We start from the raw sequence: 18,654 nt of genomic DNA, 5'->3' as shown, positions 1-18,654 counted from the left end.
GGTCGGCCTGCCCGATCACCGTCCCCGTGCGATGCTGGGGCCATGAGGCAGTTTCGGGTGTGGGCGCCGACGGCGGGGGCGGTGCGGCTGCAGCTGGACGAGGTGGACCACCCGATGCGCCGCAACGGCGGCGGCTGGTGGTCGGTCACCGTCGAGGCCGGGCAGGGCGCCGGATACGGATTCCTGATCGACGACGATCCGACCGTCCTGCCCGACCCGCGCTCGCCGCGCCAACCCGACGGCGTGCACGCGCCCTCGGCGGTGCACGACCTCGACCCCGAGGCATGGACCGATCACGGCTGGACCGGACGCCAGCTCGCCGGATCGGTGTTCTACGAGCTGCACATCGGCACCTTCACCCCCGAGGGCACCTTCGACGCGGCGATCGAGCGGCTCGATCACCTGGTGAACCTCGGCGTCACCACGGTGGAGCTGATGCCGGTCAACGCCTTCGACGGCACCCACAACTGGGGCTACGACGGCGTGCTCTGGTACGCGGTGCAGGAGAGCTACGGCGGCCCCGACGGCTTGCAGCGGTTCGTCGACGCCTGTCATGCCCGCGGGCTGGCGGTCTGCCTCGACGTCGTCTACAACCATCTCGGCCCCTCCGGCAACTACCTGCCGCGCTTCGGTCCCTACCTCAGCGAGGGCCGCAACACCTGGGGGCAGAGCGTCAACCTGGACGGACCCGGATCCGACGCGGTGCGCCGCCACATCATCGACAACGCCCTGCGCTGGCTGCGCGAATTCCACGTCGATGCCCTGCGCCTGGACGCCGTGCACGCGCTGGTCGACCGCACCGCGATCCACCTGCTCGAGGAACTCGCCGTCGAAACCGCCGCCCTGTCAGCGCATCTGGGCCGCCCGCTCAGCCTGATCGCCGAGAGCGACCTCAACGACCCGCGCCTGATCACCCCGCGCGCCGCGGGTGGCTACGGGCTCACCGGCCAGTGGAACGACGACCTGCACCACGCCGTGCACACGGCCGTCTCCGGCGAACGGCAGGGCTACTACGCCGATTTCGGGTCGCTGGCCTGTCTCGCGCAGACGCTGACGCACGGGTTCTTCCACGCAGGCACCTATTCCAGTTTCCGCGGCCGCACCCACGGCATCCCGCTGCGCCGCGATCTGATTCCCGGCAGCGCGCTGCTCGGCTACACCTGCACCCACGACCAGATCGGCAACCGGGCGCTCGGCGACCGCCCGAGCGCGTACCTGACGCCCGGCCAGCTCGCGGTGAAGGCCGCGCTCGTGCTGCTCTCCGCGAGCACGCCGATGCTGTTCATGGGCGAGGAGTGGGGCGCGCGCACCCCGTTCCAGTTCTTCACCTCGCACACCGATCCGGCCGTCGCCGCGGCCACCGCCGCGGGCAGGCGCGCCGAGTTCGCCGAGCACGGCTGGGCCACCGACGAGATCCCGGACCCCCAGGACCCCGCCACCTTCACCCGCTCGATCCTCGACTGGACCGAACCGACCCACGAACCGCACGCCCGGCTGCTGGCCTGCTATCGCGCCCTGCTCGCGCTGCGCAAGGCGAGGCCGGAGTTCGGCGATCCCTGGCTGGAACGGGTCTGGGCCGACTACGACGAGGCGCGGCGCTGGTTCGTGCTGCGCCGCGGGCGGATCTCGGTGGTGTGCAACCTGGCCGAGGACGAGGCCGTGATCCCGGTGCACGGCCGGGTGCTGCTGGCCTGGGCGCCCGCCACCGAATCCGGTGCGGGAACGCTCATCTCGGGCCACAGCTTCGCCGTCCTGGAGGAGGGCGACGGCGCGGGCACCGTGGTCACCGAATGATCCCGGCAGGGCACAGCTAGGGCACGGTCGTTCCGCGACCGTTGCCCAAGCGAACAGACGTCCGTACGGTAATACGATGAGCAACGACGCTTACGGGCAGGACAGTGCTGCCCTTCCGGCCGGTGTCGGCGGTTTCGCCCCGGCCGGATTCGGTCCGCTGGTGCGCGCCTTCGCCACCTTGATCGGCCATCGCCGCGGCGCGGGCGGCGCCCTGGCGATCCATCGACACGGTGAGCCACTCGCCCACGTCTGGGCGGGCAGCGCGGGGGATCAGCGCCCGTGGACGGCCGACACCGGCGCCATCGTGTTCTCCGCGACCAAGGGCGTCACGGCGACCGTCATCCACCGGCTGGCCGATCGCGGACTGCTCGACTACCGCGCGCCCGTCGCCGAGTACTGGCCGCGCTTCGCCGCCAACGGCAAGGGCGACATCACCGTCGCCGACGTCCTCACCCACCGCGCCGGGCTGTCCTCGCTGGGCGCGGTCGCCGACACCGCCGCCGAATCGCTCGATCACGAGCTCATGGAGGACCGGCTGGCGCTGGCCGCCCCCGACCGGCTGCGCGGCATCCCGACCTACCACGCGCTCACCTACGGCTGGCTGCTCGCCGGCCTGGCCAGGGCGGTCACCGGGCAGTCGATGAGCGAGCTGATCCGGACCGAGGTCACCGAGCCGCTCGGCATCGAGGGCATCCACCTCGGCCGCCCGCCCGTGGGTTCCTCGACCGAATACGCCCGCCTGGCCGGCGCGCACCTGAACCTGACGGGGCACCCGATCGCCGCGGGCGTCCTGAGCCGGGTCGGGCAGTGGATGCCAGGTCCGCTCGGCGCCGCCTCACGCTGCCTGTTCGTGCCCGGCCTCAACACCATCCTCGACGGCGACGATCCCACCATCTTGGCCACCGAGATGCCCGCGGGCAACGGCGTGTGCACCGCCTCGGCGCTGGCCAGGATGTACGCCGCGCTCGCCGACGGCGTCACCGTCGACGGGCGGCCGTACCTGCGGCCCGAGACGCACCGGGCCATCCGCCGGGTGCAGACCTACCGCGTCGACCACGCCCTGTTCTATCTGCCGATGATGTGGCACCTGGGCTACCACTCGATCCCGGTGCCCGGCGCGCGCAACGGCTTCGGCCACATCGGCCTCGGCGGCTCGTTCGGCTGGGTCGATCCGCAGTCGGGACTCTCGATCGCCTACGTGCACAACCGGCTCGACCAGAGTCTGCTGGCCTACGATCAGGTCGCGCTGAGCTGGCTGCTGCCGCTGGCCGTCGCGGGCGCGCGCGCCACCCGCGGCCGCGGGGCGAAGATCGACCGCGCGGCCGCGTGAGCGCTCAGGTCAGGTAGCGGTACGCCGGAGACCCCGGTTCCAGGCGCTCGGCCTGGATCGGGGACTCCTCGATGCGGTGCAGCAGCGACGCCAGGTCGTCGGTGGCGCCGAGCTCGATGCCGACCAGCGCCGCCCCGGTCTCCCGGTTGTTGCGCTTGACGTACTCGAACATGGTGATGTCGTCGTCCGGGCCGAGGACATCGTCGAGGAACCGGCGCAGCGCACCGGGCTCCTGCGGGAAGTCCACCAGGAAGTAGTGCTTGAGGCCCCGGTGCACCAGCGAGCGCTCGATGATCTCGCCGTACCGCGAGACGTCGTTGTTGCCGCCGGAGACCAGCACGACCACCGTCGACCCCGGCTCGACGTCGACCTCGGCCAGCGCCGCGGTGGCGAGCGCGCCCGCGGGCTCGGCGATGATGCCCTCGTTCTGGTAGAGGTCGAGCATGGCGGTGCAGATGGCGCCCTCGTCGATCTGCATCATCCGGAACGAGGCTGTGCCGGTGGGGGATTCGCTGGTGACCAGCAGCGGCAACGAGGCGTGCGAGACCACCCGGCCGCCGAACGAGGCGGCCGCCTGGTAGGGCAGATCGCCGATGCGGCGCACGGCCGCGCCGTCGACGAACGGATCGATCTCGGGCAGCGTCACCGGACCGCGCGCCACCAGCGCCGCGGTCATCGACGCCGCGCCCGCGGGCTCGACACCGAGCAGGCCGGTCCGCGGCGCGCGCTCGCGCAGGTAGGTGCCGATGCCGGCGAGGCATCCGCCGCCGCCGACGGGCACGATCACCAGATCGGGCGCGGTGCCGAGCTGTTCGAGGAATTCGGCGGCGATGGTGCCCTGGCCCGCGGCGGTGCGCGGGTCGTCGAAGGGCGGCACCATGGTCGCGCCCGTGCGGGCGACGTCGTCGGCGGCGGCCGCGGCGGCCGCGTCGTAGGTCTCGCCGACGGCGATCAGTTCCACGAACTCGCCGCCGTGCACGCGGATGCGGTCGCGCTTCTGCTTCGGGGTGGTGGTCGGCACGTAGATGCGCCCGCGCACGCCCATGGCGCGGCAGGCGAAGGCCACGCCCTGCGCGTGGTTGCCCGCGCTGGCCGCGACGACGCCCGCCGCGCGTTCGGTGGCGGTGAGCTGGACCATCAGGTTGTAGGCGCCGCGCAGCTTGTACGAGCGCACCGCGGTGAGGTCCTCGCGCTTGAGATACACCTGCGCACCGGTGCTCGCCGACAGCCGCGGGGAGAACTGCAGCGGCGTCGGCTCGATGATGTCGGAAATTCGCTTGGCGGCGGCGTCGATCTCGTCCGCGGTCAGCGGCGGACGGGTTACGGACACTTCGGCGACGTCAGCGATGGGGGACACCCGGTAAATGCTACCGAGGTGGTTCGAGGTGCCCGCGCACCGCCCGCCGCGGCGCCGTGCCGCGGCGGGGGAGCCGGTACACCGAGGTCAGCGCGGCGTCAGGACGAAGACCGGGATCTCGCGATCGGTCTTCTTCTGGTATTCGGCGTAGTCGGGCCAGACCGCGACCGCGCGATCCCACCACAGCGCCTTCTCCTCGCCGAAGACCTCGCGCGCGGTGTAGTCCTTGTTGACGGTCCCGTCGCGCAGCTCGACGTGCGGTTCGGCCTTAATGTTGAAGTACCAGACGGGATGCTTCGGCGCCCCGCCCAGCGACGCGACGACGGCGTACTCACCGTCGTGCTCGACCCGCATGAGCGGCGTCTTGCGCAGCTTGCCGGTCTTGGCGCCCTTGGTGGTGAGCAGGATGACGGGCTTGCCCTGCAGTGAGGTGCCGTCGGCTCCGCCGGAGTTCTCGTAGGTCTCGGCCTGGGTGCGTGCCCAATCGGAAGTGCTCGGTGCGTACTCTCCAGTCAGTGGCATGACCTGCACAACGATCCGTCGTCGTGTGATGTTCCCGATAGGTCCCGACCGGAAAGTTCGGTGGCCCGAACTTCGGAATGCGCCTATCCTGTGTGCATGGCAGTGGTCACCCCTTCGGCAGCGCGCGCGACCGTCGACATCGCGGGCAGCGCCTGGCCGGTCTACAAGCTCGAGGCGCTGGTCGCCGGGCTGGTCGTCGGTGCCCTGCTGCTGCTCGTCGTCGGCTCGGCGCAGACCGCCGTGCTGGTCGCGGCCGCGGTCGCCACCGCGCGCTGGACCGTCGGCGCCGTCCGGGCGCACTCACTCCGCTAGCTCGAGCGAGCTCAGCTCCCCGCGCGAGAGCACGCCCAGTTTCGGATACGCCTTGTACAGGTGGTGCCCGACCGTGCGGTGACTCAGCACCAGACGCGCCGCGATCTCCCGATTCGACAACCCCTGCGCGGCCAGCCGCACGATCTGGGCCTCCTGCGGGGTGAGCACGCTCAGCGGGCCCGCGCTCGGCCGCGCGTCGACCCCGATTCCCAGCGCGGCCAGTTCCGTGCGCGCCCTCGCGCTCCACGGTGCCGCGCCGAGCCGCTCGAACAGGGCGAGTGCCAGCTCGAGCTGGGTGCGCGCGTCGGCTTTGCGCTTGTCCCTGCGCAACCACTCGCCGTACAGCAGCCGGGTGCGCCCCTCGTCGAGCGGGCGGTTGCCGACCAGGGCGTCCCGGAAATGCGGCTCCGCGTCGGCGCCCTCGGCCAGCAGTGCCCGCCCCCTGGCCACCAGCGCGGCGATCCACGGCTGCGCCGCCCGCGCCGACCACTCGGCGAGCTGCGCCATCGCCGTCTCCGCCGGTGCGCCGAGCCGTGCCGCCACCTCGATCTGATCGGCCAGGCTGCGCAACCCGCTCACATGATGTCGGGCCGGTTCCACCGTCATGTGCTCGAGCTCGGCCCGCGCCTGCTCGAGCCTGCCCGCGCCGAGCGCCAGCAGCGCCAGCGCCGCGTGCGCCCACGGGGCACCGGCCGCGCGCGCCCCACCGAACTCCTCGGCCGTCGTCCGGTCGACGTGCTCGCGGCAGGCCGCCTCGTCGCCGCGCAGCGCCGCCAGATACGCCAGGAACGCACTGAGCTGGCTGATCCACTGCGGCTGACCGATATCGGTGGCGATCCGCACCCCCTCCTCGGCCGCGCCGCGACTGGCGCCGGGCCGTCCGCCGAACAGCTCGGCCTCGGCGCGGAAGAACAGCAGCGGCGCCAGCAGCGCGAGGCGGCCCTGCTCGCGGCTCTCGGCGATGAGCTCGTCGGCCAGTTCACCCACCTGCTCGTCCTGACCCACCACCAGTCCGCTGCCGCACAGCTGCACGAGATCGGCCGGGCTGTCGGCGCCGTTGGCCCTGGCCGCCGCGGCGGCCTCGCGCAGCTCGACCGTGCGCCGTCCGGTCAGCGACCCGGTCAGGTAGCGCGCGATCGGCGTGAACGGGTCGTCTTCGTCCAGTGCCGAGGTGGCCAGCAGCTCGGCCACCTCGTCGAGCTCCGCCGGCCCGAGGTACCACGCCGTATGCACCGCCCGCGTCACGATCTGCGCGGGTACTCGCCCGCCGACGGAGTGGGCGGGCCCGTCGGTGTCGACGGGGTCCGCTGGTCGCCCGTGCGCCGTCTGTGTTCGCGTGCGTGCGGACGTCGGGCGCTGCCGGGCGCTGGCACGCGCAGCTGCCATCAGCCGACGGTGTGCGGAACCTGGTGCCCCCGACGCGAATTCGACCTGGGCGCGGATCAGCTCCAAGCGCAGTGACAACGCATCGCCCGGATCCGCCTCGCGCCCGGAGCCCACGCTGCCGGTGGAGTCGGTGGTCCGCGTGGATTCCGCGTTCTCCTCGCTGGGTGCGCACCCGGGAAGTCCGATGCTCGACGAGTCGTAGGCCGCGGGGCCGTCCTGCTTCGGTGTGCGACCGTTGTCGCCCACGGCACGCCCGGGTTCGGTGGTGGCGCGTCCCCCGGTGCCCGGTGCCCGATCAGTGCGCCCGAGCTGGGCGGCGGCGCGGTCGGCGAGGTGGGCCGCGTGCTCGAACAACCCAGCCTCGGTGGCGGTTTCGGCGGCGGCGACGAGTCTGCGGACGCGGGCTTCGCGGCCGGCGCTCAGGGCGGCGGCGCGATCGTAGGCCGCGACCGCGCCGTGGAATCCGTTGCGGCGCCGCGCCCGATCGGCGGTGTGCTCCAGGGCCGAGGCGGCCTGCTCGTCGGAACCCGTTGCGGCACTGGCCAGATGCCACGCGCGCAGGTCGGCGGTGTCGGGGTCGGTCATGGCCTCGGCGAGCGCGTGATGGACGGCCAGCCGATCGGTGAGCGCCGAGCCCTGGTAGACGGCCGCGCGGGAGAGTGGATGACGCCACGTCACCACCTGCCCGTCGGTGCGCACCAGCCCCGCGTCGGCGGCGGGTTGCAGATCGGTCAGCGCCGCGCCGAGGCGGGCGGCGGCCCGCAGGATCGGGCCGAGGTCCGTGGTGCCCGCCGCGGCCGCGACCAGCAGCATCGTGCGCGTGGCGGCGGGCAACCGGGCCACCCTGCCGTAGAACGCCAGCTGCAATCGCTGCGTCAACGGCAGCGGATTGAGATCGTCCACCGCGCCGAGCACCGAGGGAAGTTCCAGTAGCGCCAGCGGATTGCCGCCCGCTTCGACCAGCAGCCGATACCGCGCCGTGGGCGACAGCGCGGTCGCTCCCGCGTCGAGCAGGGCGGCCGACGCCTCGGCGGGCAAGCCGGACAGCGCCAACTCCGGCAGGCCGGGCGCCGGGAAGTCGTCCGGCCCGGAGCGGGCGGCGAACAGCATCACCACGCCCTCCGCGTCGAGCCTGCGCGCGGCGAACAGCAGCGTCTCGGCGGTGGCCCGGTCCAGCCAGTGCGCGTCGTCGATCAGCACGAGCAGCGGACCGTCCGCCGTCTCCTCGGCCAACAGGGTGAGCACGGCGAGGCCGATCAGCATGCGGTCCGCGGGCGCGCTCGCGCCGAGCCCGAAGGCCGACTCCAGCGCCTCCCGCTGGCGCGGCGGCAGCCGCGGCACCAGCGCCATCCCGGGCCGCAGCAGCAGATGCAGTGCCGCGAACGGCAATTCGGCCTCGGACTCGATTCCCGCGCCCCGCACCGCCGTGATCCCGCGCGCCGCCGCGTAGTCCAGCAGCGCCGACTTGCCGATCCCGGCCTCGCCCCGCAGCACCAGGGCCCCGCTGCGCCCGGCGCGCGCACCGTCGAGCAGGTCGTCGATGACGGCCTGTTCGGCCTCACGTCCGTAGAGCATGCGCACCACGGTATCGCCGTGCCGGTACCGCGTCGCGAAAGTACCTATAGGCGACTGATTCGGCAGGCCCCCGCGGCGAAATACCGTAGGAGTCATAGCGGGAACGAACCCACGAAACACCAGCTCAAAGCCTATTTCGGAGGTCACCATGAACACCGTCGTCGCGCAGTACCTGGAGGCATGGAACACCCGCGAGCCCAGCGACCGCCGCGCCGCGGTGGCCCGCCTGTTCACCCCCGAGGCCCGCTATGTCGACCCGCTGGTCGCGGTCACCGGCCACGCCGAACTCGAGGCCGCCATCGCCGGCGTGCAGGCCCAGTTCCCCGACTGGACCTTCCGCCTGGCCGGACCGGTCGACGCGCACCACGACCAGGTCCGCTTCACCTGGGGCCTCGGCCCCGCCGACGGCGAGCCGGTGGTGATCGGCTTCGACGTCGCCGTCCTCACCGACGGCCGCATCGACAGCGTCTTCGGCTTCCTCGACAAGGTCCCCACCTCCGCCTGACCCCATCCGCCCGAACCAGGAGATCCGCCATGACCACCACCGCCCCGTCCCGCCTGTCCGCCCTGCTCGCGCCCGGCGAGCCCCTGCTGCGCCTGTCGCTGCGCCTCGACGCCGTCGTGACCGGCGTGAACGGCCTGGCCTACCTCGCGCTGGCCTACCCGCTGGAGCGTCTGCTCGGCCTCGAGGTGCGCGCCGGTCTCGCCATCGGCGCCTTCCTCACCGCCTACGGGCTCGCCGTGGCGGTGGTCGGTCTCCGCTCGCCGATCTCCCGGCCCGCGGCCGGCGCGGTCGCGATCGGCAACGCGGCCTGGGTCGTGGCCAGCCTCGCCGCCGTGCTCACCGGAGCGCTGAGCCTGACCACCGTCGGCACGGTGTGGGCGGTGATGCAGGCGGTCACCGTCGGCGGTTTCGCCGCACTGCAGTACCGCGGCCTGCGCACCGCGTGACGATCGCACCGGAACGGGACCACGAGCACCGTGGTCCCGTTCCGCTGTCGCGGAACAGGTCTCAGCGCACCAGCAGCGCGACCGGCAGCCGCGCGAACAGCTTCTCCATCTTGACGCCGCCCGAGTAGGCGGTACCCGTCAGCCGATCGGTCCAATTGCCTTCCGGCAGTGACAGTGTCGTGTCGAGCCAGCCGGTGGCCGCGAGGCCGACCGAATGCCGGGTCGCCACCACGATCACCTCGACGTCCTCGCCGGCCGCCCCGCGGCCGTAGGCGACGACCCGATGCGCGTGCTCACCGGCCGCGAACATCGGCAGATACGACCCGCCGACGAAGCACTCAGGGCGCTCCCGGCGCAGCCACAGCGCGTAGGCGACCACCCACATCTTCGCCGCGCCCGTGGTGTCGAGTGTCGGTGGCTCGGTGAGGGATTGGAGCAGACCCGCGCGGACGGCGAAGTTCACCGGCCGCCGGTTGTCCGGGTCGACGAGCGAGTCCTCCCACAGCTCGGTGCCCTGATACAGGTCGGGGATGCCGGGACCGCACAGCTGCAGCAGCTTCTGCGCCACCGCGTCCGACCACGCGTGCGGGGCGAGTTCGTGGGCCAGATCGCCGATGCCGGTGCCGACCGGGCCGTCGATCACCGCGTCCAGCCAGCCGTGCACCGCCGCCTCGAACTGCGCGTCCGGCTCCTCCCAGGAGGTCTTCACCCCCGCCTCGCGAATCGCCTTCTCCGCGAACTGGTGCAGCCGGTCCCGCAGCCCTGGGACCGACGACGCGGGTCTGCCGTCGGCGGGCCAGATCCCGAACATGTTCTGCAACAGGAACAGTGCCGTCGCGCCGTCGGGCGCCGGGGTGGTCTCGAGCCAGCCGCGCACCCGCTGCGACCACAGCTCGGCCACCTGCGACAACACCCCGATCCGGGCGCGCACGTCCTCACCGCGCTTGGTGTCGTGGGTCGACAGGGTCGTCATGGTGGCGGGCCAGCGCTGCGAGCGTTCGCTGTTGGACAGGTGGAAGTCGTTGACGGAGTGGCCGAACCGCGCCGGATTGCCACCCACCTCCTGCAGCGACACCAGGCGCGCGCCCTGGTAAAACATGGTGTCCTCGACCGACTTCGCGGTGATCGCCCCGCACACCTGGGAGAACCTGATCGCCGCCTCGCCGCCTTTGGCCAGCGCGGTCACCAGCACCGACAGCGGCGCGGTGAGTTCGGCGTTGCGCTTCTCCACCTCGGCGACCACCGCGGCGGTGATCCCGGCCAGCGGCGCGTAGTCCACCCGGTAGACCGGCATGAACGCCAGCACCTCGATGGTCGCGTTGCTCACCGCGAGCGTGTCGAAACTACCCGCGTTGCCGTCGCGCTTGATCGCCGCGACCAGCCGCCGGATCTCCGGCGCCAGAATGGTTTCCGCGACGGCGCGCTTGATGCGGTGTTCGGTCTCGCCGAACCACGCCCGGTCGCTGCCGTGCCCGGCGACGTGCTGGGACAACTCGGTCAGCGTCGCCTCGCCGGACGGATCGATCAGCACGCCACCGACATCGGCGAGCGCGTCGTACCCCGTGGTGCCGTCGACCGGCAGCGTCGCGTCCAGCGGCTCGCGATTGGCGAGGATCTTCTCCACCAGCAGCAGTCGCTGCGGGCCGATCAACCGGCGCAACCGGGTGAGGTAGGCGCTGGGATGGGAGAGGCCGTCGGGGTGGTCCACGCGCACACCGTCGATCAGGTCGTGCTCACACCATGCCGCCAGCTCACGATGGGTCGCCTCGAAGACCTCGGGGTCCTCCTGCCGCAACGCCGCCAGACCGCTCACCGCGAAGAAACGCCGGTAGGTGCACACGCCGGCCTTCCAGCTCACCAGCCGGTAGTGCTGGCGGTCGTGGATGCGCAGCGCGTTGTCGCCGTCGGTGCCCGGCGCGATCGGAAAGCGCAGATCGTGCAGCGCCAGCATCGGTTCCGGGCCCGACCGGTCGACGGTCAGCGCCGCCGGGTCGTTCTCGCTCATCAGCACCGGCAGCGCCAGCCTGCCGCCCGCGCCGTTGCCCTGGCTCCAGTCGATGTCGAAGAACTTGGCGTACTTGGACTCGCGGCCGTTGCGCAGCACGTCCCACCACCACGGGTTCTGCTTCGGATCGCCCACGCCCACGTGATTGGGCACCAGGTCCACGATCAACCCCATGCCCCGGCTGCGCACCTCGTCCGAGAGCGCCTTGAGCCCGGTGGGCCCGCCGAGCGCGGCCGAGACGGTGGTCGGGTCGGTGACGTCGTAGCCGTGCGTCGAGCCGTGCGCGGCGGTGAGGATCGGCGACAGGTACAGGTGCGAGATCCCGAGCTGCTGCAGGTATTCGGCGATCGCTCGGGCATCGGCGAAGGTGAGCGCGTCCGGCCGCAACTGCAGCCGGTAGGTGCTGCGCACCGTGCTCGCCCGGAGGGGCGCGCGGTGCAGCAGGGTCAGCGGATCGGTCACGGCGGTCTCGGTCATCGTTTCGGTCAGGCGGTTCGGCGCAGGACGAGCAGGCAGCGGCTGGGGACGGGCAGGGCGGTCGTCGCGGCGAACACCGCGTCGGCCGCCCCGGTGGGGGTCGAGCAGTCGAGGGCGAGAGTCCATTCCGCACCGAACTCCGGCGCGGGCAACACGAAATCGAGCGCTTCGTCGTGCGCATTGAAGCACAGCAGGAACGAGTCGTCGGTGATGCGTTCCCCCCGCGGGCCCGGTTCGGGGATGCCGTCGCCGTCGAGCAGCACGGCCAGCGATTTGCCGAAGCCGCTGTGCCAGTCGTCGGTGGTCATCTCCGCGCCCGACGGGGTGAACCAGGCGATCTCGCGGCCGCGCTCGGCGCCGTCGCCCGGGCCGGCGGCCAGGAAGCGGCGGCGCCGGAAGATCGGGTGCTCGGTGCGCAGCGCGATCACCGAGCGGGTGAACGCGAGCAGGTCGGCGTTGGTCTCGGCCAGCGACCAGTCCATCCAGGCCAGCGGCGAATCCTGGCAGTACACATTGTTGTTGCCGTGCTGGGTGCGTCCGATCTCGTCACCGTGGGCCAGCATCGGCGTGCCCTGGCTCAGGATCAGCGTGGCCAGCAGGTTGCGCTGCTGGCGCGCCCGCAGCGCCAGGATCTCGGGGTCGTCGGTGGGTCCTTCGACGCCGCAGTTCCACGACCGGTTGTGGCTCTCGCCGTCGCGGTTGTCCTCGCCGTTGGCGTCGTTGTGTTTCTCGTTGTAGGACACCAGATCCCGCAGCGTGAAGCCGTCGTGCGCGGTGACGAAGTTGATGCTGGCGCTCGGGCGCCGACCGGTCGGCTCGTACAGATCCGACGAGCCGGTGAGCCGAGACGCGAACTCGCCCAGCGTCGCCGGTTCACCGCGCCAGTAGTCGCGCACCGTGTCGCGGTACTTGCCGTTCCACTCGGTCCACAGGCTCGGGAAGTTGCCCACCTGATATCCGCCCTCGCCCACGTCCCACGGCTCGGCGATGAGCTTGACCTGACTCACCACCGGGTCCTGGTGCACGAGGTCGAAGAACGCGGAGAGCCGGTCCACATCGTGCAGTTCGCGGGCGAGGGTGGCGGCCAGATCGAACCGGAAGCCGTCGACGTGCATGTCCAGGATCCAGTAGCGCAGCGAGTCCATGATCAGCTGCAGCGTGTGTGGATGGCGCACGTTGAGACTGTTTCCGGTCCCGGTGTAATCGCGGTAGAGCTCGGGTTCGGTCTCGTCGAGCCGGTAGTAGGCGGCGTTGTCGATGCCGCGCAGGCTCAGCGTCGGCCCGAGGTGGTTGCCCTCGCCGGTGTGGTTGTAGACGACATCGAGAATCACCTCGATGCCCTCGGCGTGCATAGCCCGGACCATCGCCTTGAACTCGGCCACCGCCGCGTCCCCACGCGGGCGGGCCGAGTACTCGTTGTGCGGGGCCAGGTAGCCGACGCTGTTGTAGCCCCAGTAGTTGCGCAGCCCCTGATCGGTGAGCACGTGATCGTGGAAGAACTGGTGCACCGGCATCAGCTCGATCGCGGTGACGCCGAGGCTCTTCAGGTGCCCGATGATCGCCGGATGCGCCAGCCCCGCGTAGGTGCCGCGCAGCTCCTCGGGGATGTCGGGATGCGTCATCGTCATGCCCTTGACGTGCGCCTCGTAGATCACCGTCTCGTGATAGGGGCGGTTCGGCGGCCGGTCGGCGCCCCAGTCGAAGAAGGGGTTGATCACCACGCCGGTCATGGTGTGGCCCAGCGAATCCAGTCCATAGGTGTAGAGCGAGGGATCGTTGACGAACTGCCCGTCGAAGGCCTTCCCGTAGGGATCGAGCAGCAGCTTGCTGGGATCGCAGCGCAAGCCGAGCTCCGGCTCGTACGGCCCGTGGACGCGGAAGGCGTAGCGCTGGCCCGGCGTGATCGCGGGCAGGTAGGCGTGCCAGACGTACCCGTCGACCTCGTCCAGGTCGACCCTGGTCTCGGTCCCGTCCTTGGCGATCAGACAGAGCTCGACCCGGGTCGCGACCTCGGAGAACACCGAGAAGTTGGTACCGGCCCCGTCGTAGGTGGCGCCGAGCGGATACGCGGTGCCCGGCCACACACCCAGTGGGGTCCCCGCACCGGAGCGGTCGTTCGGGCTCGACATGCTACGACAGTAGAGGAACCCCACCCCCGCCCGCGCGCCTCCGTCCTGGGTGCTTCGTCACCCCCGCCAGGCGGCGACGGTGGCGGCGCGCAGCCGCCGGGCGTAGCCGGTGCGCCGCGCCAGGGCGGCCAGTCCGCCGAACACCAGCCGCTGCAGCGGCGCGGGCGGACCGGCGAGGTAACCGTCCTGGTACTCCCACAACAGCCCCAGCGCGAGCGGATTGCGCGGCAGTTTGCCGGCCGTCGTCCGGCCGGAGGTGTCGAGGCCGCTCCAGAATTCGAACATCGCCCAGTGTCGCAGGGGCGGCCGGATCAGATGGTCCAGAACCGTGCCGGGCGCTTCGTTCCAGAACTCGTGGACCGCGCGGGGCGGCGCGGTCACGGTGTCGCCCGGTTCGGCCACCATCTCGGCGCCGTCGATCCGGAAGCGCACCCGTCCGGCGCGGACGGTCCAGGTCTCGCTGATCTCGGGGTGCCAGTGCGGCCCGGCCTCGCGCCCGACCTCGGGGAGGACGTGCTCGAGCCGCAGGTACGCGCCCTGCTCGTCAGCGCCCCGGTCGACCAGTGTCACGCGGTGTCCGTTGCGGAAGGTGAGGACGGTACCGATGTCAGCCATACCAATATACAAAGGTAACCTTCATAATATGTCAATGGATCGACCCGCCACGCTGCTGAAACTCCTGGTCCAGGCGACGGACTCGTACGAGCGCGCGCTCGACGAGCGACTGCGCGCCGCGCTCGGCGGCGACCTGCGGCCCGCCCACTACGCCGTCTTCCGCCACCTGGAACCCGCGGGTTCGCGGGTGACCGCGCTCGCGGACGCCGCGGGGATGACCCAGCAGTCGATGGGGGAGCTGGTCACCCATCTCGAACGAAGCGGCTACGTGGAACGCAGGTCCGACCCCGTGGATCGGCGGGCCCGCCTGGTCGTCGCCACCGCGGCGGGCATCGAGGCTCTCGCGGTGGCCGCCGCCCACATCCGCCGGATCGAGGCGGCACTGGCCGCCGAGCTGGGCGGTACGACGCTCGACGAGATGCGCGCCGCGCTGGCCCGGGTCCCCGGAGTGCTCACCGCCCTGTCCGGAGTGGGTGAGAGGTGATAACTTGAACGGTGTTCAAGGCCGCCGTTGCGGCGGCACCGGGCGAGGACGAGGACACCTGTGGACCTGACTCCCGAGCAGATCAGCGCCGTCGATGCCGACCATGTCTGGCATCCGTACGGCGGCTTCCCCGCGACCACCGAACCGCTGGTCGTCGCGAGCGCGGCGGGCACCCGGCTCACCCTCGCCGACGGTCGCGAGCTCGTCGACGGGATGAGCTCGTGGTGGGCCGCCGTGCACGGCTACCGCCACCCCGTCCTCGACGCCGCCCTGCTCGCGCAGTCCCAGCGGATGAGTCACGTGATGTTCGGCGGCCTCACCCACGAACCCGCCGCCCGGCTCACCCAGCTCCTCGTCGAACTCACCCCCGACGGGCTGGACAAGGTGTTCCTCTGCGACTCCGGGTCGGTGTCGGTCGAGGTCGCGGCGAAGATGTGCCTGCAGTACTGGCGCGGGGTCGGCAAGCCGGGCAAGCACCGGCTGCTCACCTGGCGGGGTGGCTACCACGGCGACACCTTCACCCCGATGAGCGTGTGCGATCCCGAGGGCGGCATGCACGCGCTGTGGACCGACGTCCTCACCGAACAGATCTTCGTCCCCGCGCCGCCCGCGACCTTCGAACCCGGCTACGTCGCCGAGCTCGAGCGCGCCGTCGCCACCCATCGAGACGAACTCGCCGCCGTCATCGTCGAGCCGGTCGTGCAAGGCGCAGGCGGTATGCGCTGGCACGACCCGCGGTATCTCACCGAACTGCGCCGCCTCTGCGACGAGAACGACGTCCTGCTCGTCTTCGACGAGATCGCGACCGGCTTCGGCCGCACCGGCACCCTCTTCGCCGCCGACCACGCGGGCGTGGCCCCCGACGTGATGTGTGTCGGCAAGGCGCTGACCGGCGGCTATCTCACGCTGGCCGCCACACTGTGCACCACCGCGATCGCCGAGACGATCAGCACCGCGCACGGCGGACTGATGCACGGGCCCACCTTCATGGGCAACCCGCTGGCCTGCGCGGTCGCGGTCGCCTCCCTCGAACTGCTGCGCTCGCGGGACTGGCGCGGCGAGGTGGCCCGGATCGAGTCCGAGCTGCGGGCCGGGCTCGAACCGCTGACCGGCCTGCCCGGGGTCGCCGATGTGCGGGTGCTCGGCGCGATCGGGGTCGTCCAGCTCGACCGTCCCGTCGACATGCGCGCCGCCACGGCCGCCGCAGTGGACGCGGGCGCCTGGCTGCGCCCGTTCCGCGATCTGATCTACACGATGCCGCCGTTCATCAGTTCCACCGACGACATCGCCACCATCACCGGCGCCGTCCGGTCCGCGGTGAAGGCCTCCCTCGGATGACCCTGAACGGTGTTCAAGTATCCTCCTCAGCTGTGAGTACCGATCCGTTGAGCTGGTTGGACGAACGCGCCGCCGAGCGTGTCGACGCGGGACTGCGCCGAACCCTGCGGCCGCGCGCCCCCGAGTCGCCCGCCATCGACCTCGCCTCCAACGACTACCTCGGCCTGGTGCGCCATCCCGAGGTCGTCGAGGGCGCGGTCGCCGCCGTCCGCCGGTGGGGTGCCGGGTCCACCGGCTCGCGCCTGGTGACCGGAACCACCGCCGAGCACACGCTGCTCGAGGCCGAGCTGGCCGAATTCGTCGGCGCGGAAGCCGGATTGGTGTTCGCCTCCGGCTATGCCGCGAACCTGGGCGCCGTCACCGCGCTGGCCGGTCGCGGCACCCTCGTCGTGTCCGACGCCGGCAGTCACGCCTCCCTGGTCGACGCGTGCAGACTCTCCCGCGCCAGGGTCGAGATCGCCCCGCATCGTGACGTCGACGCGGTCGAGCGGCTGCTCGCCGCCCGGTCCGAGGAACGCGCGCTCGTGCTCACCGATTCGGTGTTCAGCGCCGACGGCGACCTCGCCCCCCTCGCCGACCTGCACCGGGTGTGCCGGGCCGCGGGCGCGGTCCTGGTCGTCGACGAGGCCCACGGGCTCGGGGTGCGCGGCCGGGGTGGCCGCGGTCTGGTGCACGAACTGGGCCTGGCGGGCGAGCCGGACCTCGTCGTCACCGCCACGCTGTCCAAGGCGTTCGCGGCCCAGGGCGGCGTGGTGCTCGCCGACGCCCGGATCCGTGACCACCTGGTCGACGCCGCCCGCACGTTCATCTTCGACACCGGTCTGGCCCCCGCCGCGGTCGGCGCGGCCCGCGCCGCGCTCGGCCTGCTCCGTCGCGATCCCACGATGGCGTCGCGGGTCCTGGACCGGGCCGCCGACATCGCCCGCATCGCCGGTGTGCCGGAGCCCGACTCCGCCGTCGTCTCGGTGGTGCTCGGCGACGCCCAACTCGCCTTCGACGCCGCCCAGGCCTGCCGCGCCCGCGGCCTCGACGTCGGCTGCTTCCGCCCCCCGTCGGTCCCCGAGGGGACATCGCGCCTGCGCCTGACAGCGCGCGCGAACCTCACCCCCGCCGAGCTCGACACGATCGCCGAGGTGCTGCGTGAAGTCCTCGCCGACGCGCGACAGCCGGTGACCGCATGAGCATCCTGCTGATCAGCGGCACCTCCACCGACGTCGGCAAGACCGTCGTCACCGCCGCGCTGGCCGCCGCCGCCCGCGCCGCCGGCCGGTCCGTCGCGGTGTGCAAACCCGCCCAGACCGGCATGGCCCCGGGCGAACCGGGCGACCTCGCCGAGATCACCCGGCTCTCCGGCGTCACCCGCACCCTCGAACTGGCCCGATACCCGGAACCACTCGCGCCCGACACCGCCGCCCGCCGCGCGGACCTGCCGCTGCTGACGCTGGACGAGACCGTCGCCGCCGTCGACGGACTGCGCGACGCCGATCTCGTGCTGGTCGAAGGCGCCGGGGGACTGCTGGTCCGGATGGGCGAGTTCACCCTGCTCGACCTGGCGCGGAAACTCGGGGCGCCGGTCCTGATCGTGGCCGCCGCCGGGCTCGGCACGCTCAACCACAGCGAACTCACCACCCGAGCCCTCGCCGCCGCGGGGGTGCCGTGCGCCGGGCTGGTCATCGGCTCCTGGCCCGTCGAACCCGACCTCGCCGCGCGCTGCAACCGTGACGACCTGCCCCGGGTCACCGAGACCCGGCTCCTCGGCTCCGTCCCCGCCGGGGCGGGCAGCTGGGAGCGCGAGCGGTTCACCGCCGCGGCACCGGGCTGGTTCGCCGCCGACTGGCTGCCGAACACCGCCTCTGACCAGGCGATTTGACTTCATGATCTTCGGTGCGTAACTTTCTTCGAGTCAGAGCGACACGGACACCGACCCGGTACCGAGGTACTAGGGAAAACGAGGTTGGACGATGAGCGCCTGGCTGATCTTGTGTGCAGGGTAACTTCCCCTCGAACTTGCTTCGGCGGAATCCCTGCGCTACAGTTGGAACCCTTGCCCTGCTGAATCCCCTTCGAAAGTTGCGGGTAGAGGCTTGTGCGTGTGTTCTTTGAGAACTCAATAGTGTGTCGATGAATGTCAGTGCCAATATTATTATTGGTTCCGCTTCTCATACCCCCCGGTTGAGGAGTGGACATTTGAACAACAGCGAATCTTTTGCTGGTGTTCGGCAATGCTAGGTTTTCGGACTCTAGTCTTTTGATTTTTCTGATTCGCTCCTTTTGGGAGTGTTTCGAGAGTCTTCAACGGAGAGTTTGATCCTGGCTCAGGACGAACGCTGGCGGCGTGCTTAACACATGCAAGTCGAGCGGTAAGGCCCTTCGGGGTAC

The 18,654-nt window shown here is 71.4% G+C and carries 15 protein-coding genes and 1 rRNA gene; 10 read left to right on the top strand and 6 right to left on the bottom strand.

Going from position 1 to position 18,654, the window contains the following annotated elements; translation table 11 throughout:
- The first annotated feature begins 42 nt into the window (after positions 1 to 42).
- The gene (gene treZ, locus DFR69_RS33485; protein ID WP_110041711.1) at positions 43 to 1,794 is read left to right on the top strand and encodes a malto-oligosyltrehalose trehalohydrolase; all 1,752 of its coding nucleotides are present in this window, start codon (positions 43 to 45) and stop codon (positions 1,792 to 1,794) included.
- Positions 1,795 to 1,870: 76 nt separating this feature from the next.
- On the top strand, positions 1,871 to 3,124 hold the full coding sequence (locus DFR69_RS33480) for a serine hydrolase domain-containing protein (RefSeq protein ID WP_110041710.1): 1,254 nt from the start codon (positions 1,871 to 1,873) through the stop codon (positions 3,122 to 3,124).
- Between the two features lie 4 nt (positions 3,125 to 3,128).
- On the opposite strand, the gene ilvA is transcribed toward DFR69_RS33480, so the two are convergent.
- Together ilvA and DFR69_RS33470 are read right to left on the bottom strand one after the other, a co-directional pair.
- Entirely contained in the window at positions 3,129 to 4,472 is a 1,344-nt protein-coding gene (gene ilvA / locus DFR69_RS33475) for a threonine ammonia-lyase IlvA (RefSeq protein WP_420107381.1), read from the bottom strand.
- Between the two features lie 96 nt (positions 4,473 to 4,568).
- Positions 4,569 to 5,003, bottom strand: a complete 435-nt coding sequence (locus DFR69_RS33470) for a nitroreductase family deazaflavin-dependent oxidoreductase (protein ID WP_110041726.1) — start codon at positions 5,001 to 5,003, stop codon at positions 4,569 to 4,571.
- A gap of 96 nt (positions 5,004 to 5,099) precedes the next feature.
- On the opposite strand from DFR69_RS33470, the gene DFR69_RS33465 reads away from it, so the two are divergent.
- The gene (locus tag DFR69_RS33465) at positions 5,100 to 5,315 is read left to right on the top strand and encodes a hypothetical protein (protein WP_110041708.1); all 216 of its coding nucleotides are present in this window, start codon (positions 5,100 to 5,102) and stop codon (positions 5,313 to 5,315) included.
- On the opposite strand, the gene DFR69_RS33460 is transcribed toward DFR69_RS33465, so the two are convergent.
- Positions 5,304 to 8,276 (bottom strand): helix-turn-helix transcriptional regulator, encoded by a 2,973-nt coding sequence (locus tag DFR69_RS33460; protein WP_110041707.1) that lies wholly within the window; start codon positions 8,274 to 8,276, stop codon positions 5,304 to 5,306. The genes DFR69_RS33465 and DFR69_RS33460 overlap by 12 nt on opposite strands.
- A 148-nt stretch (positions 8,277 to 8,424) precedes the next feature.
- Between DFR69_RS33460 and DFR69_RS33455 the strand changes: the two genes are divergently transcribed.
- Positions 8,425 to 8,781, top strand: a complete 357-nt coding sequence (locus DFR69_RS33455; protein ID WP_110041706.1) for a nuclear transport factor 2 family protein — start codon at positions 8,425 to 8,427, stop codon at positions 8,779 to 8,781.
- A gap of 29 nt (positions 8,782 to 8,810) precedes the next feature.
- A complete protein-coding gene (locus DFR69_RS33450) occupies positions 8,811 to 9,227 on the top strand; it encodes a hypothetical protein (protein ID WP_110041705.1) in 417 nt (138 codons plus the stop codon).
- A gap of 61 nt (positions 9,228 to 9,288) precedes the next feature.
- Here DFR69_RS33450 and treY read toward each other — a convergent pair whose 3' ends face one another.
- From treY to DFR69_RS33435, 3 genes are read right to left on the bottom strand one after another with little or no spacing between them, the layout of a single operon-like run.
- Positions 9,289 to 11,709: a malto-oligosyltrehalose synthase gene (treY, locus tag DFR69_RS33445; protein WP_244198597.1), complete on the bottom strand. Its 2,421-nt coding sequence runs from the start codon at positions 11,707 to 11,709 to the stop codon at positions 9,289 to 9,291.
- An 8-nt stretch (positions 11,710 to 11,717) separates the two neighbouring features.
- The gene (glgX, locus tag DFR69_RS33440) at positions 11,718 to 13,838 is read right to left on the bottom strand and encodes a glycogen debranching protein GlgX (protein WP_110041704.1); all 2,121 of its coding nucleotides are present in this window, start codon (positions 13,836 to 13,838) and stop codon (positions 11,718 to 11,720) included.
- Between the two features lie 57 nt (positions 13,839 to 13,895).
- Positions 13,896 to 14,453 carry a cupin domain-containing protein gene (locus DFR69_RS33435; RefSeq protein ID WP_110041703.1) on the bottom strand — a complete coding sequence of 186 codons (558 nt, stop codon included), beginning with the start codon at positions 14,451 to 14,453 and terminating at the stop codon, positions 13,896 to 13,898.
- Between the two features lie 34 nt (positions 14,454 to 14,487).
- Here DFR69_RS33435 and DFR69_RS33430 point away from each other — a divergent pair, with 34 nt between their 5' ends.
- From DFR69_RS33430 to DFR69_RS33410, 5 genes are all read left to right on the top strand, one after another.
- Positions 14,488 to 14,937, top strand: a complete 450-nt coding sequence (locus DFR69_RS33430) for a MarR family winged helix-turn-helix transcriptional regulator (protein ID WP_244198596.1) — start codon at positions 14,488 to 14,490, stop codon at positions 14,935 to 14,937.
- A gap of 60 nt (positions 14,938 to 14,997) precedes the next feature.
- Positions 14,998 to 16,275 carry an adenosylmethionine--8-amino-7-oxononanoate transaminase gene (locus DFR69_RS33425; RefSeq protein WP_110041701.1) on the top strand — a complete coding sequence of 426 codons (1,278 nt, stop codon included), beginning with the start codon at positions 14,998 to 15,000 and terminating at the stop codon, positions 16,273 to 16,275.
- A 32-nt stretch (positions 16,276 to 16,307) separates the two neighbouring features.
- Positions 16,308 to 17,456: an 8-amino-7-oxononanoate synthase gene (locus DFR69_RS33420; protein WP_244198595.1), complete on the top strand. Its 1,149-nt coding sequence runs from the start codon at positions 16,308 to 16,310 to the stop codon at positions 17,454 to 17,456.
- A complete protein-coding gene (gene bioD / locus DFR69_RS33415) occupies positions 17,453 to 18,145 on the top strand; it encodes a dethiobiotin synthase (protein WP_110041699.1) in 693 nt (230 codons plus the stop codon). Before DFR69_RS33420 ends, bioD begins: the two co-directional genes overlap by 4 nt.
- 422 nt (positions 18,146 to 18,567) lie before the next feature.
- A 16S ribosomal RNA gene (locus DFR69_RS33410) occupies positions 18,568 to 18,654 on the top strand; the annotation flags it as partial.

It is taken from the genome of Nocardia neocaledoniensis, assembly GCF_003182135.1.
GTDB lineage: Bacteria > Actinomycetota > Actinomycetes > Mycobacteriales > Mycobacteriaceae > Nocardia > Nocardia neocaledoniensis.
This window is presented reverse-complemented; position numbering and strand designations above follow the sequence as displayed.